14 protein-coding genes are annotated in these 15,139 nt (G+C 64.2%); 11 read left to right on the top strand and 3 right to left on the bottom strand.

From position 1 onward, the window contains the following. Positions 1 to 218: 218 nt before the first annotated feature. Genes AC0L3K_RS05505 through AC0L3K_RS05485 form a run of 5 tightly spaced genes read left to right on the top strand, consistent with a single transcriptional unit; the run spans position 219 to position 4,725 of the window. Positions 219 to 1,088 carry a branched-chain amino acid ABC transporter permease gene (locus AC0L3K_RS05505; protein WP_007601971.1) on the top strand — a complete coding sequence of 290 codons (870 nt, stop codon included), beginning with the start codon at positions 219 to 221 and terminating at the stop codon, positions 1,086 to 1,088. 7 nt (positions 1,089 to 1,095) lie between these two features. Continuing rightward, positions 1,096 to 2,124 (top strand): branched-chain amino acid ABC transporter permease, encoded by a 1,029-nt coding sequence (locus AC0L3K_RS05500; protein ID WP_473365546.1) that lies wholly within the window; start codon positions 1,096 to 1,098, stop codon positions 2,122 to 2,124. Then, positions 2,121 to 2,876, top strand: a complete 756-nt coding sequence (locus AC0L3K_RS05495; RefSeq protein ID WP_473365545.1) for an ABC transporter ATP-binding protein — start codon at positions 2,121 to 2,123, stop codon at positions 2,874 to 2,876. The genes AC0L3K_RS05500 and AC0L3K_RS05495 overlap by 4 nt, the downstream gene beginning before the upstream one ends. After that, positions 2,869 to 3,585 carry an ABC transporter ATP-binding protein gene (locus AC0L3K_RS05490; RefSeq protein WP_027519013.1) on the top strand — a complete coding sequence of 239 codons (717 nt, stop codon included), beginning with the start codon at positions 2,869 to 2,871 and terminating at the stop codon, positions 3,583 to 3,585. The genes AC0L3K_RS05495 and AC0L3K_RS05490 overlap by 8 nt, the downstream gene beginning before the upstream one ends. A 21-nt stretch (positions 3,586 to 3,606) precedes the next feature. Next, on the top strand, positions 3,607 to 4,725 hold the full coding sequence (locus AC0L3K_RS05485; protein WP_473365544.1) for a cobalamin-independent methionine synthase II family protein: 1,119 nt from the start codon (positions 3,607 to 3,609) through the stop codon (positions 4,723 to 4,725). Between the two features lie 141 nt (positions 4,726 to 4,866). Here AC0L3K_RS05485 and AC0L3K_RS05480 read toward each other — a convergent pair whose 3' ends face one another. Further along, the gene (locus AC0L3K_RS05480) at positions 4,867 to 6,585 is read right to left on the bottom strand and encodes a caspase family protein (RefSeq protein WP_473365543.1); all 1,719 of its coding nucleotides are present in this window, start codon (positions 6,583 to 6,585) and stop codon (positions 4,867 to 4,869) included. A 173-nt stretch (positions 6,586 to 6,758) separates the two neighbouring features. Between AC0L3K_RS05480 and AC0L3K_RS05475 the strand changes: the two genes are divergently transcribed. The 4 genes from AC0L3K_RS05475 to AC0L3K_RS05460 all read left to right on the top strand — a co-directional run bounded on the left by AC0L3K_RS05475 (position 6,759) and on the right by AC0L3K_RS05460 (position 12,542). Continuing rightward, positions 6,759 to 8,114, top strand: a complete 1,356-nt coding sequence (locus AC0L3K_RS05475) for a hypothetical protein (RefSeq protein WP_007601977.1) — start codon at positions 6,759 to 6,761, stop codon at positions 8,112 to 8,114. 60 nt (positions 8,115 to 8,174) lie between these two features. After that, complete coding sequence (gene metK, locus AC0L3K_RS05470) at positions 8,175 to 9,371, top strand: methionine adenosyltransferase (RefSeq protein WP_473365542.1); 1,197 nt, start codon at positions 8,175 to 8,177, stop codon at positions 9,369 to 9,371. Between the two features lie 127 nt (positions 9,372 to 9,498). Next, positions 9,499 to 10,920, top strand: coding sequence for an adenosylhomocysteinase (gene ahcY, locus AC0L3K_RS05465; RefSeq protein WP_473365541.1), 1,422 nt, complete (start codon positions 9,499 to 9,501; stop codon positions 10,918 to 10,920). A gap of 161 nt (positions 10,921 to 11,081) precedes the next feature. After that, on the top strand, positions 11,082 to 12,542 hold the full coding sequence (locus AC0L3K_RS05460) for a flavin-containing monooxygenase (RefSeq protein WP_473365540.1): 1,461 nt from the start codon (positions 11,082 to 11,084) through the stop codon (positions 12,540 to 12,542). Positions 12,543 to 12,736: 194 nt separating this feature from the next. Here the strand turns inward: AC0L3K_RS05460 and AC0L3K_RS05455 are convergent, their stop codons facing one another. Then, positions 12,737 to 13,447, bottom strand: a complete 711-nt coding sequence (locus tag AC0L3K_RS05455; RefSeq protein WP_473365539.1) for an SDR family NAD(P)-dependent oxidoreductase — start codon at positions 13,445 to 13,447, stop codon at positions 12,737 to 12,739. Between the two features lie 214 nt (positions 13,448 to 13,661). On the opposite strand from AC0L3K_RS05455, the gene AC0L3K_RS05450 reads away from it, so the two are divergent. After that, complete coding sequence (locus tag AC0L3K_RS05450; protein ID WP_473365538.1) at positions 13,662 to 14,585, top strand: LysR family transcriptional regulator; 924 nt, start codon at positions 13,662 to 13,664, stop codon at positions 14,583 to 14,585. Positions 14,586 to 14,731: 146 nt separating this feature from the next. After that, entirely contained in the window at positions 14,732 to 14,887 is a 156-nt protein-coding gene (locus tag AC0L3K_RS05445; protein ID WP_473365537.1) for a hypothetical protein, read from the top strand. A 21-nt stretch (positions 14,888 to 14,908) separates the two neighbouring features. On the opposite strand, the gene AC0L3K_RS05440 is transcribed toward AC0L3K_RS05445, so the two are convergent. Then, complete coding sequence (locus tag AC0L3K_RS05440) at positions 14,909 to 15,055, bottom strand: hypothetical protein (RefSeq protein WP_473293899.1); 147 nt, start codon at positions 15,053 to 15,055, stop codon at positions 14,909 to 14,911. Between the last annotated feature and the right edge of the window lie 84 nt (positions 15,056 to 15,139).

The following is a 15,139-nucleotide window of genomic DNA, read 5'->3' as shown; positions in this document are numbered from 1 at the left end:
CTCCCCCCCCCCCACGCGCCCGCTCGCCCCCCCGGCCCCCACCCCCCCCGCCCCCCCGCGCGGGGGGGGGGGGGGGGGGGGCGCCGCGGGGGGGGGGGGGGTCCTCTCCTCTGGGGGAGTCTTCGTTGTTGAGGCACCCTCTCCCCAACCCTCTCCCGCAAGCGGGAGAGGGAGCGCAGCACACCCCTGGCTACACCTGAGATAACTTCCGGCCTTCAATGACCTCAATCCTCACCAACCTGTTCGATGGCGTTGCCTACGGCATGCTGCTGTTCGTGCTGGCTTGCGGGCTCGCGGTCACGCTCGGCTTGATGAACTTCGTCAACCTCGCCCATGGCGCCTTCGCCATGGCCGGCGGCTATGTCTGCATGGTGCTGGTCAACCGGATGGGCTGGCCATTCTTCGCGGCATTGCCGCTCGCCTTCGTCTCCTCCGCTGCGATCGGCATCGTGCTCGAGCGCACGCTGTACCGACACCTCTATGCGCGCAGCCATCTCGACCAGGTGCTGTTCACGATCGGCCTCACGTTCATGTCGGTCGCGGCCGTCGATTACATCCAGGGTTCGTCGCGGGTCTTCATCAACCTGCCGGCGGCGCTCCAGGGTCAGTTCGACCTGTTCGGCGTTGGCATCGGCCGCTACCGGCTGATGATCATCGTGATCTGCGGGCTGCTCACCATCGGTCTCCAGATGGTGCTGGCCAAGACGCGGTTCGGCAGCCGCCTGCGCGCCGCGGTCGACGATCCCCGCGCCGCGAGCGGCCTCGGAATCAACGTGCCGCAGGTGTTCGCCTTCACATTCGCTTTTGGCTGCGGCCTGGCCGGCCTCGGTGGCGCGCTGAGCGCCGAGATCCTCGGCCTCGACCCGTACTTTCCGCTGAAGTTCATGATCTACTTCCTGATCGTGGTCACCGTCGGCGGCTCGTCCTCGATCACCGGCCCGTTCCTGGCCTCGCTGCTGCTCGGCATCGGCGACGTCGCCGGCAAATATTACGTCCCGAAGATGGGACCTTTCGTGATCTACACCATGATGATCGTGATCCTGATCTGGCGCCCGAACGGTCTGTTCGGCCGCACGGCTGCGCGTTGAGTCGCCGATGAGCGCCTCCTCCGACGTCGGCTATCACGCCCAGCGCCAGGCACGCTGGCACTATGGCGAGGCCGCTTTCTGGCTGATCGTGCTGGCCTGCGGCTTCGTATTTCCCACGCGCTACCTGATCATGACGGACATCCTGCGGCTCGCGCTGTTTGCGATGTCGCTCGATCTGATCCTCGGCTACGCCGGCATCGTCTCGCTCGGCCATGCCGCCTTCTTCGGCGTCGGCGCTTACGCGGCGGGGCTTCTCGCGCTGCACGGGATCATCAACGAGCCCGTCCTTGCGCTTGTCGTCGCCGGCCTTGTCGCGATGGTGCTCGGCTTCGCCACCAGCTTCCTGGTGATCCGCGGCGTCGACTTGACGCGGCTGATGGTGACACTCGGGATCGCGTTGTTGCTTGAGGCGCTGGCCGAACGCTTCTCCAACATCACCGGTGGCACCGACGGCCTGCAGGGTATCGAGATGCAGCCGATCTTCGGCGAGATCCCGTTCGACATGTTCGGCAAAACCGGGTTCTTCTATTCGCTCGCCGTTCTGTTTCTGTTGTTCCTGTTCGCTCGCCGGGTCGTGCACTCGCCGTTCGGTCTGTCATTGCGGGCGATCAAGAACAATCCGCTCCGCGCGGCCGCCATCGGAATCCCCGTCAACCGTCGGCTGATTGCGATCTACACGCTCGCGGCGTTCTATGCCGGCATCGCGGGCGCGCTGTTCACCCAGACCACCGCGATCGCCTCGCTGGACGTGTTCGCCTTCGAGCGCTCGGCGGACCTGATGCTGGTCCTCGTCATCGGCGGCACCGGCTATCTCTATGGGGGGCTGATCGGCGCAGTGCTGTTTCGCATGCTGCAGGAATTATTCTCGACCATCACTCCGCAATACTGGCAGTTCTGGATCGGCCTCGTGCTGGTCGTGATCGTCCTGGTCGGCCGGCCGCGACTGCATCGCTGGATGCTGTATGTGCCCAATCTGGTCATCAAGCAGATAGCCGGGCGCAAAGCCGTTGTCGCCGTGCCGGAGAGCGACGCATGACCATCGCGCTCGAAACCCAAAATCTCGAAAAGCAGTTCGGCGGTCTGCGCGTCACCCGCGATCTGTCCTTGAAAATCGAGCAGGGCGCCCGACACGCGCTGATAGGCCCGAACGGCGCCGGCAAGACCACGGTCATCAACCAGCTCACCGGCGTGCTCAAGCCGAACTCGGGCCGCATCCTGCTCGAAGGCCAGGACATCACGGATCTGCCCGTGCATAAGCGCGTGTTGCGCGGCTTGTCGCGCACCTTCCAGATCAACCAGCTCTATCCCGACCTGACCCCGCTCGAGACCATCGGTCTCGCTGTCTCTGAGCGCCTCGGCCATGGCGGCGACTGGTGGCGGCGGATGGGCACGCGCAGCGACGTCAACGGCGAGATCACCGACCTCCTGACGCGTTTCCACCTGCTCGACGTCATGAACGAGCAGACGGTGACGCTGCCTTATGGCAAGCAGCGCCTGCTCGAGATCGCGGTCGCGATCGCCGCCAAGCCGCGCGTGCTGCTGCTGGACGAGCCTGCCGCCGGCGTACCCGAGAGCGAGCGCCACGACATTCTCGCCGTCGTAGGCAGCCTGCCACGCGACGTCACCGTGCTGCTGATCGAGCACGACATGGACCTCGTGTTCTCCTTCGCCGACCGCATCTCTGTCCTGGTCTCCGGCGCGCTGCTTACCGAAGGCCCGCCCGAGCAGGTCGCGCGCGACCCGCAGGTCAAGGCGGTCTATCTCGGCGAGGAGGCGGTCAATGTCTGACCTGCTCGCGATCGACTCGCTTCGCGCCGGCTACGGCGAGGCCGTGGTGCTGCCGAACATGTCGCTGCGTCTCGCCGAAGGCCAGGTGCTGGCGCTGTTGGGGCGCAACGGCACCGGCAAGACCACGCTGATCAACTCGATCGTCGGCGTCACGCGTCGCTTCTCCGGCACTGTCGGGCTGGCCGGTACTGACGTCACGACCTTGCGGCCGGACCAGCGGGCGCGCGCCGGGATCGGCTGGGTGCCGCAGGAGCGCAACATCTTCCGCTCTCTCACGGTGGAGGAGAACATGTCCGCGGTGGCCCAGCCCGGTCCCTGGACCGTCGAGAGGGTTTACGAGATGTTCCCGCGGTTGAAGGAGCGGCGGAGCAATTTTGGCAACCAGCTCTCCGGCGGCGAGCAGCAGATGCTGGCGATCGGCCGCGCGCTGACCCTCAATCCGAAAGTGCTTCTCCTTGACGAGCCAACCGAGGGCCTCGCTCCCATCATCGTCGAGGAGCTCTTGAAAGCGATCGGGACCATCACGCGGGCCGGTGGCATCTGCTCGATCATCGTCGAGCAGAATGCCCAAAAGATTCTGGGGCTGGCCGACCGTGTTGTGATATTGGAGCGCGGAACGATCGTCCACGACGCCCCGAGCGCCGCGCTGAAGGCCGACCCGTCGGTTCTTGAACGCCACCTCGGCGTTGCAGGGGCGGCGGCCCACTAAAAAATTCACGGGAGTTTAAGAATGCAGCGAACCAAAGCCCCCTTCCGCGCCGACGAGGTCGGCAGCCTCCTGCGCCCCGCCAAGATCAAGGAAGCCCGCGCCAGGCTCGAGAAGGGCGAGATCTCGGCCGACGATCTGCGCAAGATCGAGGACATGGAGATCGAGAAGGTCGTGCATAAGCAGGCTTCGCTTGGCCTGAAGCTCGCAACCGACGGCGAATTCCGCCGCTCCTGGTGGCATTTCGACTTCCTGGCCAAGCTCACCGGCTGCGAAATGTTCCACCCCGACACCGGCATCCAGTTTGCGGGCGTCGAGACCCGGCACGACGCGGTGCGGGTGATCGGCAAGCTCGATTTCCCCGATGACCACCCGATGCTGGATCACTTTCGCTTCCTGAAGAAGGTCGCCGACCAGGCTCACGTCACCGCCAAGATGACAATTCCGTCGCCGGCGGTGCTGCACTTCCGCGGCGGCCGCAGGGCGATCTCCAAGGAAGTCTATCCCGACCTCGACGCCTTCTACGAGGACCTGGGCAAGACCTACCGCAAGGCCGTGAAGGCGTTCTATGACGCCGGCTGCCGCTATCTCCAGTTCGACGACACCGTGTGGGCCTATCTCTGCTCGCCGGACGAATTGCAAAAGGCGCGCGAGCGCGGCGACAATCCGGAAGGCCTCCAGCAGATCTATGCGCGCGTCATCAACTACGCGCTGGCCGAGAAGCCCGCCGACATGGTGGTGACGACGCATGTCTGCCGCGGCAATTTCCGTTCGACCTGGATTTCGTCAGGCGGTTACGAGCCGGTTGCCGAGACCATGCTCGCCGGCACCAATTACGACGGCTATTTCCTCGAATACGACAGCGACCGCGCCGGTGGCTTCGAGCCGCTGCGCTTCCTGCCCAAGGGCAACAAGGTCGTCGTGGTCGGCGTCATCACCTCGAAGTTCGGTGAGCTCGAGAACAAGGACGCCATCAAGCGCCGTCTCGAGGAAGCTGCCAAGTTCGCCCCGCTGGAGCAGCTTGCACTTTCCCCGCAGTGCGGTTTTGCGTCGACGGAGGAGGGCAACGTCCTCTCCGAAGAGGAGCAGTGGGCCAAGCTCAGCCTCGCGGTGGAGATCGCAAAGGAAGTGTGGGGCCAATAAGGCTCCACTCGCTCACTGTCATTCCCCGCGAAGGCGGGGAATCCAGTACGCCGCGGCTTCTCGGAGAATCGCTGACTTCTCGGCGTACTGGATCGCCCGGTCAAGCCGGGCGATGACAGCTGAGGGTGAGGCACACGCCCTTCACTTCTCCGCCAGATAAACCTCTCCCAGCAGCGAGGAGTTCGACCACGGCACCTGCTTGTTCTTCGTGGTCGAGACCACCTCGGCCCGCACCCGCGTCAGCATTTGCTGCACTTCCAGGCCGGGCGTGCCGAGATGGCGGGAGAGCGCGGCGGAGAACGGCGAGTTGGCGCCTTCGCCGTCGAGCGCGACCTGGCCCGGCGCAGTGGCGAAAGCGATCAGCGTGCCGGCACCGAGCGTCGCGCCGGCTCCCAGGCTCGTTGGCGCCGCGAGTCCCGAGGCAGCTTCGATGGCGCGGTTGGTGCCGGCCGATGCGACCTGCTGTGCCATCGGATTGTTGCGGCAGGCATCGAAGATCAAAATGTTGGTGCGGACCTGGTCGTCGAGGCCGGCCATGATCGTGTCCATGTCGATCATCACGTCCGTCATGCTCGCGCCCGGCTTGAGTTCGACGTCGACGGGAATGAGATAATTGCGGCCGTCGACCTGCACGCCGTGGCCCGCATAGTAGACCACCACGACTTGCGCCCGCGCCGCTTCCCGCAAGAAGTCACGCGTCATCTTCTGCATCGCCGCGCGGTCGAGGTCGACGCCTTCTAACACAGTGAAGCCGATGTCGCGCAGGCTCTTCGCGACGGCGCGCGCGTCATTGGGGGGATTAGGCAGCGCCTTGACATGCGCATAGGCGCCATTGCCGATGACCAGCGCCATGCGCGTGCCGCGCGCGGCCGGAGCAGGCGAGGGGGGCGCCGCGGCACCCGTCTGCTGGGGAGCCGGTGCCTTTGCCGGCTCGGTCGTCGGTGACGGCGCATCGCGCGGGATCGCTGCGCTTGCGTCGGTGATCAGCGACAGCCGCACCTTTGCGGTGGCTTGATTGGCCCTGCTGCCGGCATCGGACGCCGCGATCGCCAGCGTGGCCTTGTAGTCGTCGCTCGCGTGCGCGTAGTCGCCTTTTGCCTCGTAGGCCAGCGCGCGATGGGTGTAGCCCGAGATCAGCACGCTGTTCGGCGGCGTCATGATGTTGACGGGCGGTTTCTCCTTCGCAAGCCGGATCGCTTCGCTGCCGTCGGCAATCGCGCGATCGTAATCGCCTCTGACGCGCCAGATCGCGGTCCGGTTGATCAGCGGCTGCGGCAGCGTCGGATCGAGCCGGATCGCTTGGTTAATGTCGGCCAGCGCGCCGTCGAGGTCGCCGAGTGCCTCCTTCGCGATGCCGCGGTTCTGGAACGAGAACGCCGATCTGGGATCGGCCTTGATCGACATATCGTAATCGGCAATGGCTTTGGCGTAGTCGCCCTTGCCGCGCCAGGCATTGCCGCGATTATGGAAGATGGTACCATCAGGCGGCCCCAGCTTCAGCGCGTCGTCGAAATCGGCGACCGCGATCTCGTAGTCGCCTCTGTCGTAATACGCCGATCCCCTGAGATTATAGGCCGCTTGGCTCGGCTGGAGCCGGATCGCTTCCGTGGCGTCGGTGATGACCTTTGGGTATTCGCCCTTCTTGTTCCAGCCCACCGCGCGCCAGAAGTAGACCGTCGCGAGCTGCTCGCCTTTGAACACCTTCAGCGCGATGATCTTGCTGCAGGCGTCGATCATTTGGTCCGCCGGCGTGGTGTCGGTGGTGCAGAGCGGCCCAAGCTGGCTGCGCGCCTGCGCAAAAGCGGGCGCCGACCAAACGGTTGCGGCGAGCAGGCAGAGCGCGACGAGCAGGCGACGCATTGGTGGTGGTCCCGTAGAGGAGAGGCGTCTGTTTGTTGCCCGGCAGGGGAAGGTGGTTCACGGCCTCGCTGTTGTGCACATGGCAAACGGGGGCGGCTCTATCCCTATTCCCTCAGTGGGCAGATTTTGCTAGGAGGCGCTACCCAATCCTTCTGCCCACCGCGTCCCACTCCATGAAGAATGACGAAATCCTGAGCCAAATCACCGAGTTCTGCCGCAAGGCGGACATGGCGGAGTCGACGTTCGGACGGCGCGCGGTGAACGATGGGAAGCTCGTGCACCGCCTGCGCGAGGGCAAGCGCATCACGATTGACACGCTGGATCGGATCCAGGCCTACATGGCCGCATCGATGGCCGGCGGCGTGCCGCCCCCGCGGGGGCTTCAGGTGCCGCCGGAAAAGCGCGATCCGCGCGGCAATTTCCGCTTTTTCGAGAACCGCCAGAAATACCTGCTGTTCGTCCACACTTGCAGTGAGAAGCGGGTGGTCGCCGAGCGCGTGGCGCTGGAGCTTGCCAGCATCCATCCCCGCCCCCCGGCGCTGCGTGTGTTCGATGCCGGCGTTGGCGACGGCACGGTGCTGGCGCGTGTGCTGCGCTCGATGCATCAGCGCTTTCCGCACATGCCCTTCTATGTTGCCGGCAAGGAGCTCAGTCTCGAGGACCTCCGCCTGACGCTGGACAAGGTGCCGGATCGCATTTTCGAGCATCCGGCCTCGGTGTTCGTTTTTACCAACATGCTTTACGCGGAGGCGCCCTGGCTCACGCCATCATCGCCCGCGGCGGCAGCCGCGACAGTCTGGCATGAAGTTCCCCTGCGGGGTGCTTCCTCGGGCGAGTTCGAGACGCAAATCGCGGAGTTGAAGCCGTTTTTGGAACAGAACTGGCGCGCGGCGGTCAGCCCGCGCACGGGAATGCCGCTTTATGAGCGGCCTGTCGTGCTGGTGCTCTACCGCGAAGATCAGCGTTTTCTGCTCGATTCGACCATTCCGCGGCCGGGCCAGGCCGAGGCCAATTTCGACCTCGTCATTGCATCCCAGCCATACCGCGCGCTGTCTTCGGTCAATTTTCGGGCAAAACGGATCATTGCGCCCCTGGCCCGGGCCTTGCGGGCGGGCGGCCGCCTGATCGGAATTCACTCCCACGGCCAGGATCCGGGCATGGAGATGATCCAGGCGATCTGGCCCGGAGAAAATCCTTTCTCGGTGAGCCGTCATGAGCTATTGCGCGCGGTGAAGTACGAGCTCGGCTCGGTGGGCCGCGACTTAAATTTTAATGCTTACGCAGATAACCGCTCGATCTTCAGGTATGATATGGAAGCGCTGCCCAACGAGGTGACGGGCACTATCGGAACCTCGACGGCCTTTGCAGCCTGGAATGCGGCGGTGTATGTCGCTCAGATTGAGGACGACCGGTTGACGGAAATGACTCAAAACGGCCGCACTCTGGATGCCGCCAGGGACGTGCTGCGAAAGTACAATGGGCTCTGGTTTCTCGACGAATCCTACGTCATCTCGCGCCGGCGTGATTGACATCATTCAAAGCTAAATATCGCAACGCCCGCCAGCTAGCGGCGGAACAAGGGGTTACTGATGCGCGCGTCCTATCTCTTCACCAGCGAGTCCGTGTCCGAAGGCCATCCGGACAAGGTGTGCGACCGGATCTCCGACGAGATCGTCGATCTGTTCTACCGCGAAGGACCGAAAGCAGGCATCGATCCCTGGCAAATCCGTGCCGCCTGCGAAACGCTCGCGACCACCAACAAGGTCGTGATCGCCGGTGAGACCCGCGGTCCCGCATCCGTCACCAATGAGCAGATCGAAGGCGTCGTGCGCGCCGCGATCAAGGACATCGGCTACGAGCAGGAAGGTTTCCACTGGCAGAAGGCGGACATCGAGATCCTGCTGCATCCGCAGTCCGCCGACATCGCGCAGGGCGTCGATGCGCTGCAGCCGGGCGAAGTCAAGGAAGAGGGCGCGGGCGACCAGGGCATCATGTTCGGCTACGCCACCAACGAGACGCCGGATCTGATGCCGGCGCCGATCTTCTACGCCCACAAGATCCTGCGCCTTATCTCGGAAGCGCGCCACTCGGGCCGCGAGAAGGTGTTAGGCCCGGACTCGAAGAGCCAGGTCACCGTGCAGTACGAGAACGGCAAGCCGGTCGGCGTGCGCGAGATCGTGGTGTCGCACCAGCATCTGGTCGAGGACATCTCGTCCAAGCAGATCCGCGACATCGTCGAGCCCTACGTGCGCGAGGCGCTGCCGAAGGAGTGGATCACGGCGAAGACGATCTGGCACATCAACCCGACCGGCAAGTTCTACATCGGCGGTCCCGACGGCGATTCCGGCCTGACCGGCCGCAAGATCATCGTCGATACCTATGGTGGCGCGGCCCCGCACGGCGGCGGCGCGTTCTCCGGCAAGGATCCGACCAAGGTCGACCGCTCCGCGGCTTACGCTGCCCGCTACGTCGCCAAGAACATTGTCGCGGCCGGTCTTGCCGACCGCTGCACGCTGCAGCTCGCCTACGCCATCGGCGTGGCGCGTCCGCTGTCGATCTACATCGACACCCACGGCACCGGTAAGGTCTCAGAGGATCAGCTCGAGAAGGCCGCCGCCAAGGCGATGGATCTCACCCCGCGTGGCATCCGCAGCCATCTCGATCTCAACCGCCCGATCTACGCGCGCACCTCCGCTTACGGCCATTTCGGCCGTACCCCCGACAACGAGGGTGGCTTCTCCTGGGAGAAGACCGATCTCGTCGAAGCGCTCAAGCGCGCGGTCTGATCACCGACTTCATTTCGGGGCGCCGCCACAGCGGCGAACCCGGAATTCCTAATCCATCGCCTCGAGATTCCGGGCTCGCCTCTCCAGGGCGACCCGGAATGACCAATTCAACAACAGGACGCCCGCAATGAACGCGAAGCCCGGCTTCACCGATTACATCGTCAAGGACATTTCGCTCGCCGATTTCGGCCGCAAGGAGCTCTCGCTCGCCGAGACCGAGATGCCCGGCCTGATGGCCACCCGCGAGGAGTACGGCCCGAAGCAGCCGCTGAAGGGCGCACGCATCGCCGGCTCCCTGCACATGACGATCCAGACCGGCGTGCTGATCGAGACGCTGGCCGCGCTCGGCGCCGACATCCGCTGGGTCTCCTGCAACATCTATTCGACGCAGGACCACGCCGCGGCGGCGATCGCTGCCGCCGGCATTCCGGTATTCGCCGTCAAGGGTGAGAGCCTTTCCGAGTACTGGGACTACACAGCCAAGCTGTTCGACTGGCACGGCGGCGGTCACCCGAACATGATCCTCGACGACGGCGGCGACGCCACCATGTACGTCCATCTCGGTCTACGCGCCGAGAACGGCGACACCAAGTTCCTGGACAAGCCGGGTTCGGAAGAAGAGGAAGTCTTCTTTGCGCTTCTGAAAAAGCAGCTCAAGGAGAAGCCGAAGGGCTACTTCGCCGAGATCGCCAAGAGCATCAAGGGCGTTTCCGAAGAGACCACCACGGGCGTGCATCGTCTCTATGACATGCAGAAGGCCGGCACGCTGCTATGGCCGGCCATCAACGTCAACGACAGCGTCACCAAGTCGAAGTTCGACAACCTCTACGGCTGCCGTGAATCGCTGGTCGATGGCATCCGCCGCGGCACCGACGTGATGATGTCCGGCAAGATCGCGATGGTCGCGGGCTTCGGCGACGTCGGCAAGGGTTCGGCCGCCTCGCTGCGCCAGGCCGGCTGCCGCGTCATGGTCTCCGAAGTCGATCCGATCTGCGCGCTGCAGGCGGCGATGGAAGGCTATGAAGTCGTGACGATGGAAGACGCCGCCCCCCGCGCAGACATCTTCGTCACCGCGACCGGCAACAAGGACATCATCACGATCGAGCACATGCGCGCGATGAAGGATCGCGCCATCGTCTGCAACATCGGTCACTTCGACAACGAGATCCAGATCGCGGGTCTGCGTAACCTGAAGTGGACCAACATCAAGCCGCAGGTCGACGAGATCGAATTCCCCGACAAGCATCGCATCATCATGCTGTCGGAAGGCCGTCTCGTGAACCTCGGCAACGCGATGGGCCATCCGTCCTTCGTGATGTCGGCCTCCTTCACCAACCAGACGCTGGCGCAGATCGAGCTTTTCGCCAACAACAAGGACGGTAAGTACAAGAAGGAAGTCTACGTGCTGCCGAAGTCGCTGGACGAGAAGGTGGCCCGGCTGCATCTCGCCAAGATCGGCGTCAAGCTGACCGAGCTGCGCAAGGACCAGGCCGACTACATCGGCGTCAAGCAGGAAGGTCCTTACAAGTCGGACCATTACCGGTACTGATCGGCTGATCGCATCTATAATTGACGCAAAGCCCCGGAGCGATCTGGGGCTTTGTTGTTTTGAGCGCGACGCACGTGTCTCCTCGCGGTTGTGTCAGGGGGCGATTGCCGGTTGACGAGGGATCGTCCCGGTCAGACAATCGTTGACGGCGGAGGAAACAAATGTCGCAAGAACATTTCGACGTGCTGATCGTCGGTGCCGGCCTGTCCGGCGTCGGCGCGGGCTATCATCTACAGACCAAATGCCCGGGCAAGAGCTACGTCATTCTCGAGGGGCGCGACTGCATCGGCGGCACCTGGGATCTGTTTCGCTATCCCGGCGTCCGCTCCGACAGCGACATGTTCACGCTCGGCTATTCCTTCAAGCCCTGGACCGATCCGAAGGCGATCGCCGACGGCGCGCAGATTCTCAATTATGTGCGCGAAACCGCTGCCGAGAACGGTATCGAGAAGCACATCCGCTTCCGCCATCGCGTCAAGCGTGCCGTGTGGTCGACGCCGGACGCACGTTGGACCATTGAGGCCGAGAGCATCACCGGCGAGGGCATGGCAGAAACCGTGCGCTTCACCTGCAATTTCCTGTTCATGTGCTCGGGCTATTACAAGTACGAGGCAGGCTACACGCCGGAGTTTCCGGGCGTCGCGGATTTCGCCGGCCGCGTCGTGCATCCGCAGAAATGGACCGACGACATCGATTGCGCCGGCAAGCGCGTCGTCGTGATCGGCTCGGGCGCGACCGCGGTGACGCTGGTGCCGGAGCTCGCCAAGACGGCCGCGCAGGTCACCATGCTGCAGCGCTCGCCGACTTACGTGGTGTCGCGCCCGGCGCAGGATCCCGTCGCCAACAAATTGCGGCGAAATCTGCCGACGCGGCTTGCCTACCACCTGATCCGCTGGCGCAACGTGATGTGGGGGATGTTCTTCTTTCAGCTCAGTCGGCGCCGCCCTGCGAAGGTCAAGGAGCTGGTTCTCAAGGGCGTGCAGATGGCGCTCGGCCCCGACTACGACGTCGCGACCCATTTCACGCCGCGCTACAATCCCTGGGACCAGCGGCTCTGCCTCGTGCCGGATGGCGACCTGTTCAAGGCGATCCGCGAGCAGCGCGCCTCGGTGGTCACCAAACAGATCGACACGTTCACGCACGACGGTATCCGCCTGAAGGACGGCAGCGAGCTTGCGGCGGACATCATCGTGACCGCGACGGGACTGGTGCTCCAGGTCGTCGGCGGTCTCGACATCAGCGTCGACGGACGCGCCGTCGATTTCGCCAATACGCTGACCTACAAAGGCATGATGTATGCCGACGTGCCCAACATGGCTTCTGCGTTCGGCTACACCAACGCATCATGGACGCTGAAATGCGACCTCACCTGCGAGTATGTCTGCCGCCTCATCAACTACATGGACCGGCACAATTTCCGGCAGTGCATGCCGCATAATGACGATCCCGCGATCACGGCGCAGCCATCGCTCGATTTCACCTCTGGCTATGTCCAGCGCTCGGTCGCAAAGATGCCGAAGCAAGGCTCGAAGCAGCCGTGGCGGCTCTACAACTACGCGCTCGACATCGTCTCCTTGCGGTTCGGCCGGATCGACGATGGCGTGATGCAATATTATTCCTGATCGCAACGACCTCCGTGTTCTATGCCTTGCGCGTGGTAAGCGGCAGACGATCAATCGCGAGCGCGAGCACGACGGCGCCTGTGAACAAGTGGCTCCGATATCGAACCCGACCGCTGACGCGGTCGGGGGTGGACTTGCTGCTTGGCATCTGCGTCTGTCACGTCCTCCTCGTGCGCGCGAAGACACGGATGCGTTCAGTGGCCGGCGCTCTGGCCGCCGTCGACATGCAGGATTTCGCCGGTGACGAAGGAGGCACCTTCGAGATAGAGCACAGCATCGACGATGTCGGACATCTCGCCCATATGGCCGACAGGATGCAGCGCATCGAGCTGGGCGTGCGTCGCAACGGGGTGCATCGGCGACTTGATGATGCCGGGCGACACCGCGTTCACGCGGATACCGCACCTGGCATATTCGATCGCGAGCGACTTGGTCGCGGCGCTCAACCCGCCCTTGCTCAGCGAGGCCAGCACCGAGGGCACGTTCGAATTGGCCTGGTCGACCAGCGTGGTTGTGATCTGGACGACGTGGCCGGACCCCTGCTTCTCCATCTCAGCGATGGCGAGCTGCGTCACGTGGAAGAAGCCCGCGACGTTGGTGCCCATCACCGCCGCATAGTCCTCCGCCGTGTACTGCGTGAACGGCTTTGCGACGAAAATGCCGGCGTTGTTGACCAGCGTGTCGACACGGCCGAAGCGGGAGATGGCTTGGGAGACCACGCGCTCGGCCGTAGCCCTCTCGGAGATGTCGCCGGGAACGGCGAGGACATCGTCATCGCCCGACGGCTTGATGGAGCGTGCCGTCGCGACGACACGATAGTTGCGATCGCGAAAACCCTGGACCAGGGCGGCACCGATGCCCTGCGAAGCACCGGTGATGATGGCGACCTTCTGTTCGATACCCATGACGGGCTCCTGTTGTTGGCGTTCATAATCTGCGCCAGCGGCGGCTGGCTTGGCGGATGACGTACGCCGCAGCGGGCCGGCTGCGAATATGCGCTGTCCGGCAGACACTCTTTCGCGGCGCGAACGAATGCCGGGCCGGCGCCCGGCGGTGGTTGTCGCAGCGGGAGCGAACGCCTAGCTTGGAGTCGGAGCTCGATGGGCTGGCGGGAAACGTATGGATCGTCTGGATGCGATGAAGGTGTTTGTCCTTGCGGTGGACGAGGGCAGCCTCGCGGCTGCGGGCCGCAAGCTCGGCCGTTCGCCGGCGGCGGTGAGCCGCGCCATTGCTTTCCTGGAGCAGCGGGCCGGCGCTGAGCTGCTGCATCGGACCACACGTTCGATCAAGCTGAGCGAGGAGGGCGAGCGCTATGTCGCGGTCTGTCGCCGCGTGCTCACCGAATTGGAGGAGGCCGACGACATTGCGGCCGGGCCCCGCACAGCGCCCCGCGGCTTGCTCACAATCACTGCGCCCGTGGTGTCGGGTGAGATGGTGCTGCGGCCGATCCTCGATGCATTTCTCGATGCCTTTCCGACCGTGTCGGCAAAACTCCTGCTGTTCGATCGTGCGGTCAATCTGATCGAGGAGGGGGTCGACGTCGCGCTCCGCATCGGCCATCTCGCGGATTCGGCGATGGTCGCGATGCGGGTCGGCGAGATCAGCCGCGTCGTGGTGGCATCACCACGCTATCTGAAGCAGCACCCGCGCATCACCGAGCCCGGCGACCTCGCCAAGCACCAGATCGTCGCGATGGCGCACCTTCCCAATTCCTGGACCTTTGCACCGCAGGCCCGGTCATCGGCAGCCCGCACGGTACAGTTCACTCCGCGGCTCGTCGTCAACAGCACCTATGCGGCGGTGGCCTCGGCCGTCGCCGGCCGTGGTGTGGCGCGAATGTATTCGTACCAGGTGGGTGAGCAGGTCGCGCGCGGCGAACTCGAGATCGTGCTGGCCGGCGACGAGGATCCCGAGATGCCCGCGCATTTGATCTGTCCGCAGGGCCGGCTCTCGGTGCCGAAGGTGCGGACCTTCACGGACTTTGCGGTGCCGCGGCTGAAGAAGCAGTTTGCTCAGCTCAAGAACAGCATCACTGCGCGGTGAGCCGCTGCGCGCACGGGCAATGCGTTGTTTTGCGTATACGGCCGCTAGGCTGAATCAGCCATGCTGCCCGAACGGTTAACGCCGGATTAACCGCGGAGTCCTAGCCTGTCTCGGCCGGGGTTACTTGCAAGGCCGAGGTGAACCCAATGGAAGCCCAGAAAATCGCGGTCGACGCCGTCGTCGCGTTGACCGATTGCGACCGCGACGCCGTGATCACGTTCATTCGCCGCCTGTATCTCGCCGGCGTCACCGACCCGAAGCGCCTGACCTTCAAGGGTCTCCAGGCCCTGTCACGGGCGTGACCAGGGCCCCGTACAATCTGTTTACTGGACGGTCGGATCGCTGATCCGGATTGACGTGACGCGGTCCGCCTGCACTTCGAATGAGAAGGGCCATGGATGATAGGTCCAGAGCTCGGTCTTCTCCAGCCCGCTCGGCCCGACATGGAAGGGGCCGCCGAACTGCGCCATCAGTTTCTCGGTGCTGTCGCCGAGATTGATGTGGTTGAAGCTGTAGCCGGGGGGCAGGTGCCGGCCCGCTGAACTGAAGCGCGA

The sequence above is a fragment of the Bradyrhizobium sp. MI1.10 genome (assembly GCF_055811035.1).
The sequence above is the reverse complement of the archived record's forward strand: the minus strand, read 5'-3'. Positions and strand labels throughout refer to the sequence as shown.

What these genes read in the sequence shown, in the direction of transcription:
- AC0L3K_RS05505 (WP_007601971.1), top strand. Translation starts at nt 219, where the DNA reads ATGACCTCAATCCTCACCAACCTGTTCGATGGCGTTGCCTACGGCATG.
- AC0L3K_RS05500 (WP_473365546.1), top strand. Translation starts at nt 1,096, where the DNA reads ATGAGCGCCTCCTCCGACGTCGGCTATCACGCCCAGCGCCAGGCACGC.
- AC0L3K_RS05495 (WP_473365545.1), top strand. Translation starts at nt 2,121, where the DNA reads ATGACCATCGCGCTCGAAACCCAAAATCTCGAAAAGCAGTTCGGCGGT.
- AC0L3K_RS05490 (WP_027519013.1), top strand. Translation starts at nt 2,869, where the DNA reads ATGTCTGACCTGCTCGCGATCGACTCGCTTCGCGCCGGCTACGGCGAG.
- AC0L3K_RS05485 (WP_473365544.1), top strand. Translation starts at nt 3,607, where the DNA reads ATGCAGCGAACCAAAGCCCCCTTCCGCGCCGACGAGGTCGGCAGCCTC.
- AC0L3K_RS05480 (WP_473365543.1), bottom strand. Translation starts at nt 6,585, where the DNA reads ATGCGTCGCCTGCTCGTCGCGCTCTGCCTGCTCGCCGCAACCGTTTGG.
- AC0L3K_RS05475 (WP_007601977.1), top strand. Translation starts at nt 6,759, where the DNA reads ATGAAGAATGACGAAATCCTGAGCCAAATCACCGAGTTCTGCCGCAAG.
- metK (WP_473365542.1), top strand. Translation starts at nt 8,175, where the DNA reads ATGCGCGCGTCCTATCTCTTCACCAGCGAGTCCGTGTCCGAAGGCCAT.
- ahcY (WP_473365541.1), top strand. Translation starts at nt 9,499, where the DNA reads ATGAACGCGAAGCCCGGCTTCACCGATTACATCGTCAAGGACATTTCG.
- AC0L3K_RS05460 (WP_473365540.1), top strand. Translation starts at nt 11,082, where the DNA reads ATGTCGCAAGAACATTTCGACGTGCTGATCGTCGGTGCCGGCCTGTCC.
- AC0L3K_RS05455 (WP_473365539.1), bottom strand. Translation starts at nt 13,447, where the DNA reads ATGGGTATCGAACAGAAGGTCGCCATCATCACCGGTGCTTCGCAGGGC.
- AC0L3K_RS05450 (WP_473365538.1), top strand. Translation starts at nt 13,662, where the DNA reads ATGGATCGTCTGGATGCGATGAAGGTGTTTGTCCTTGCGGTGGACGAG.
- AC0L3K_RS05445 (WP_473365537.1), top strand. Translation starts at nt 14,732, where the DNA reads ATGGAAGCCCAGAAAATCGCGGTCGACGCCGTCGTCGCGTTGACCGAT.
- AC0L3K_RS05440 (WP_473293899.1), bottom strand. Translation starts at nt 15,055, where the DNA reads ATGGCGCAGTTCGGCGGCCCCTTCCATGTCGGGCCGAGCGGGCTGGAG.